This is a genomic window from Kitasatospora sp. NPDC004240 (assembly GCF_053603215.1).
Genome location: NZ_JBSGFD010000371.1, coordinates 1 through 4,176, shown reverse-complemented (window position 1 = coordinate 4,176; position 4,176 = coordinate 1). Strand labels below are relative to the sequence as shown.

Below are 4,176 nucleotides of genomic sequence, written 5' to 3'. Positions count from 1 at the left end.
GGCCGGCGTGGCCGCCGCGGGACGGTCCCCGGTGGCCGCGGTCCGCGGCGGCCGCTCGTGCGGCCGCCGCCCTTCGTCGTGAGCGTGCATGAACCCTCCGAACGGTGGCGGTGGCGATGGTCCTTGCATGGTCGGCAGCCACCCACGGCCCCGCCATGGCCGTTCGGGCAGACACCGGGGCAGTCCCGCCGCGCCCCACGGCCCGGCCGCCGGCCCCGGCCCCGGACCCCCTGCCCGATCAGGCACCCCGCGCTGCCCCGCACTGGTGACCGGCGGCCGTTCCGCGCACCGGGTGGCGGCGGGGAGGGTGGGCCGCTGACGGAGTTGTCGTTGGAGGGGTGCCGAGCATGCCGCAGTACCTGTCGCCCGGGGTGTACGTGGAGGAGGTCCACAGCGGGCCCCGGCCGATCGAGGGGGTGGGGACGTCCGTCGCCGCGTTCGTGGGGTTCGCGGAGAAGGGACCGTTCCACACGCCGAGCCTGGTGACGACGTGGAGCCAGTACGTCCAGCTGTTCGGCGGTTTCGTGGAGGGCTCGTACCTCGCGCACTCGGTCTACGGGTACTTCGCCAACGGCGGCGGCATCGCGTACGTGGTCCGGGTGGGCGCCGAGGTGGCGGACCCGGCGGCGAAGGCGGCGCTGGCCAAGGGCGGTGCCCGGGCCAAGGAACTGACCACCGGCGAGCCGGTGGCGCTCGGCTCGTTCCGGATCGCCGCGCGGGCCGGCGCCGAGGGCGAGGTCACCGTCGAGGTGGCGGACGCCGAGGGCGAGGCGCCCGGCGAGGACCGGTTCCGGCTGGTCGTCCAGCAGGGCGGCCGCCCGGTGGAGAACTTCGACGTCTCGGCGAAGAAGAGCGCCCGCAACTACGTGGTCACCCAGGTGCGCGAGCGTTCGACGCTGATCCTGGTCGAGGAGGCCCCCGGCAGCGCCGGCGCCCTCACCCGCCCGCAGAAGCAGACGCTCACCCTGGCCGTCCCCGCCGGCCCGGCCGAGGTGGTGCCGGCGGGCATCTCGGCCGCCGAGTACATCGGCGACGCCGACGCGCGGACCGGCTTCGCGGGCCTGGAGGCGGTCGACGAGATCACCATGCTCGCCGTCCCCGACCTGATGGCCGCCCACCAGCAGGGCCTGATCGACGCCGAGGGCGTCAAGGCCGTGCAGACGGCGATGATCGCGCACTGTGAGCTGATGGGCGACCGGGTCGCCGTCCTCGACCCGCTGCCCGAGCTGACGCCCCGCCAGGTGCGCGAGTGGCGCCAGGAGGGCGCGGGCTACGACTCCAAGTACGCGGCCCTGTACTACCCGTGGATCAAGGTCTTCGACCCGGCCACCGGCCGCAACCGCTTCGTGCCGCCGAGCGGTCACATGCTGGGCATCTGGGCCCGCAACGACAACGAGCGCGGGGTGCACAAGGCGCCCGCCAACGAGGTGGTGCGCGGCGCGATCGACCTGCAGACCGCCGTCACCAAGGGCGAGCAGGACCTGCTCAACCCGATCGGCGTCAACTGCATCCGGGCCTTCCCCGGCCGGGGCATCCGGGTGTGGGGCGCCCGCACCCTCGCCTCCGACCCGGCGTGGCGCTACATCAACGTGCGCCGGCTCTTCAACTACCTGGAGGAGTCGATCCTGCTGGGCACCCAGTGGACCGTCTTCGAGCCGAACGACGAGCTGCTGTGGATCAGCATCCGGCGCGACATCTCCGCCTTCCTGATGGAGGAATGGCGGCGCGGCGCCCTCTTCGGCGCCACCGCCGACCAGGCGTTCTACGTCAAGTGCGACGCCGAGACCAACCCTCCGGAGTCGGTCGACCTCGGCCAGGTGGTCTGCGAGATCGGCATCTGCCCGGTGAAGCCCGCCGAGTTCGTGGTCTTCCGCCTGGCGCAGTTCTCCGACAGCACCAGCCTGGTCAACGAGTAGCCGGCGACCGCCGGCCCGGCGGTCACCGAGCGGCGGCCGCCGGCCGGTAGTCGAACCCACCAACCCAACGTCAGAAAGGCGGTAGCGCGCACATGACCGACATGGCCGGAATGGCGATCGCGACCCACATCTTCACGGTCCAGCTCGGCGCGTACGAGGTGGAGACCGTGCAGGAGGTCAGCGGCCTCTCCTTCGAGATGGACTCGATCGACCACGCCGAGGTCACCAAGACCGGCCAGCTGCTGATCCGCAAGCTGGCCGGCGCCCGCAAGGGCGGCGAGGTCACCATCGGCCGCGGCCTCGGCCAGAGCCCGACCTTCTCCAAGTGGCTGGAGGAGTCCTTCATCCGCGGCAACGTCGCCACCGCGCGGCAGTCGCTGTCCATCGTGGTCAAGGACTCCACCAACAAGCCCGTACGGACGGTCAACCTCAAGAACGCCTGGGTGAAGAAGTGGGAGGGCCCGAACCTCAAGGCCGGTGACTCCCAGGCCGCGCTGGAGAAGGTCACCATCGTCTTCGAGGACGTCGAGCTCGCATGAGGCGCCGCAGTGTCAGCGGGTCCCCGGCCCGCCCGGAGGAGGGCGAGGACGAGGGGTTCGGCGCGCCGGGCCCGTACGGCGTTCCCGGTGGGCACGGCGTTCCCGGTGGGCACGGCGGGCCGGGTGCGTACGGCGGGCCCGGTGCCCCCGGACCGGAGGCTTACCCGGGTGAAGCACGTCCGGGGCCGGCCTCGGGCTTCCGGACGGAGTTCGAGTTCGAGCTGCCACGCGGCTACCTCGACCCGTCCGGCACCCTGCACCGGCACGGCGCGATGCGCCTGGCCACCGCCCGCGACGAGCTGATGCCGCTGATCGACCTGCGGGTGAAGAACAACCCGGCCTACCTGACCGTGGTGCTGCTCGGCTCGGTGATCACCCGCCTCGGCAGCCTGGTCAACCCCGGCGGGGCGGTGGTGGAGGAGCTGTTCGCCTCCGACCTCGCCTTCCTCCAGGACTTCTACCGGCGGATCAACGCCGAGGGCCACACCCGCGCCGCGGTCACCTGCCCGTCCTGCGAGACGCCCTTCGAGGTCGAGCTCTCCGGAGGGCGCCTGGGGGAATCGTGACGTACGCGACCGACCGCCTGTACGAGGAGATCGCGTACATCGCCTACCACTTCCACTGGGAGCAGGACCGGCTGCTCGACCTCACCCACGGGGAACGCGCCCGCTGGGTACGGGAGATCGGCCGGATCAACACGAGGATCAACGAGGGAGGGTGAACCGACGTGGCACTGCGGGACCGTCTGGGGCTCCGTCCACGGCAGGGACAGCGGCGGGAAGCGGCGGCCGCGGCTTCCGCCGGGGCGCCGGCCGCCGTCGTGGACGGCGACGCGTCGGCCGGGCCGTCCACGGCCTCACCGGAACCCCGGGCGGCCGGACACTGGCGCGCGGTGCCGCCGATCCAGCGGGCGCTGCGGGGTGACGGCGGCGGGTTGCTCAGCGACCCCGGCGGGTTCGAGGGTGGCCTGACGACTCGTCAATTCATGGGCTTCCAGGGGTCGATGGGCCATCTGGTGAGCGAACGGGCGCCGGGCGGCGTACTGCACGGGCTGCTGCGGGCGGTGCCCTCGCCCGGTACGGCGGTGCAGCGGGCGGTGTCGGGTGAACTCCCGCTGGCCCTGCCCGAGTTCGGCGAGCCCGGTGACGCCGGGGCATCCGTGACGCCGGACGCGCCACCGGCCGACCCCGTCGCGGTGGTCCGCGTGCCCGCCGTCCAACGGTCGTCCGTCGGACCGGGCGTCGCCCCGGCGCGGCCCTCGCTGACCCGCGCCCGCCCCCTTCCTCCGGTCCGACGGCTGGCGGCCCGACCGGCCCACCAGGCCGGACCGGCCGCCGCGCCCCTCTCCAAGCCCTCCGCGGGCACTCCATCCCCCGGGCCCGCGGAGCCCACTCGTGGCACGCTCGGCGCGGAGCCCGTCCAGCGGGCCCTGAGCCCGGAGGCGACGGCCCCGGCCTCGGCCCTGAGCCCGGCCTCCGCCCCGGAAGCCCCCGTCACGGCACCCGAAGGTCCGGCCCCGGCTCCCCGCCGGGCCGGACTGGGGGCGCCGCTCGACGGCCTCCCGGTCACGGCCCGGCGCCCGGGCGCCGCACCGGCGTCCACCTCCGCCCCGGCACCGGCGCCCCCGGCACCCGGCGACTCCGTTCCCGGCCCCGCCCGGCCCGTCGTACAGCGGGCCGCCGGCGGGCCGGCGCCGGGCACGGTGATCGGAATATCACACG

Annotated in this window: 4 protein-coding genes and 1 pseudogene; all 5 read left to right on the top strand. The window is 74.1% G+C overall.

The features are described from left to right. Positions 1–347: 347 nt before the first annotated feature. Positions 348–1,916, top strand: a complete 1,569-nt coding sequence (locus tag ACWEQL_RS41410; RefSeq protein WP_452156640.1) for a phage tail sheath family protein — start codon at positions 348–350, stop codon at positions 1,914–1,916. Between the two features lie 92 nt (positions 1,917–2,008). Then, entirely contained in the window at positions 2,009–2,455 is a 447-nt protein-coding gene (locus ACWEQL_RS41405; protein WP_452156638.1) for a phage tail protein, read from the top strand. Beyond that, positions 2,452–3,021: a hypothetical protein gene (locus tag ACWEQL_RS41400; RefSeq protein ID WP_452156636.1), complete on the top strand. Its 570-nt coding sequence runs from the start codon at positions 2,452–2,454 to the stop codon at positions 3,019–3,021. The genes ACWEQL_RS41405 and ACWEQL_RS41400 overlap by 4 nt, the downstream gene beginning before the upstream one ends. Continuing rightward, positions 3,018–3,176: a DUF6760 family protein gene (locus ACWEQL_RS41395; protein ID WP_452156634.1), complete on the top strand. Its 159-nt coding sequence runs from the start codon at positions 3,018–3,020 to the stop codon at positions 3,174–3,176. Before ACWEQL_RS41400 ends, ACWEQL_RS41395 begins: the two co-directional genes overlap by 4 nt. Before the next feature lie 264 nt (positions 3,177–3,440). Further along, a pseudogene (locus ACWEQL_RS41390) lies at positions 3,441–4,176 on the top strand (hypothetical protein); the annotation flags it as partial.

Bases quoted from the DNA above. Each gene is read 5' to 3' on its own strand.
- ACWEQL_RS41405 (WP_452156638.1), top strand. From the start codon at position 2,009: ATGACCGACATGGCCGGAATGGCGATCGCGACCCACATCTTCACGGTC.
- ACWEQL_RS41410 (WP_452156640.1), top strand. From the start codon at position 348: ATGCCGCAGTACCTGTCGCCCGGGGTGTACGTGGAGGAGGTCCACAGC.
- ACWEQL_RS41400 (WP_452156636.1), top strand. From the start codon at position 2,452: ATGAGGCGCCGCAGTGTCAGCGGGTCCCCGGCCCGCCCGGAGGAGGGC.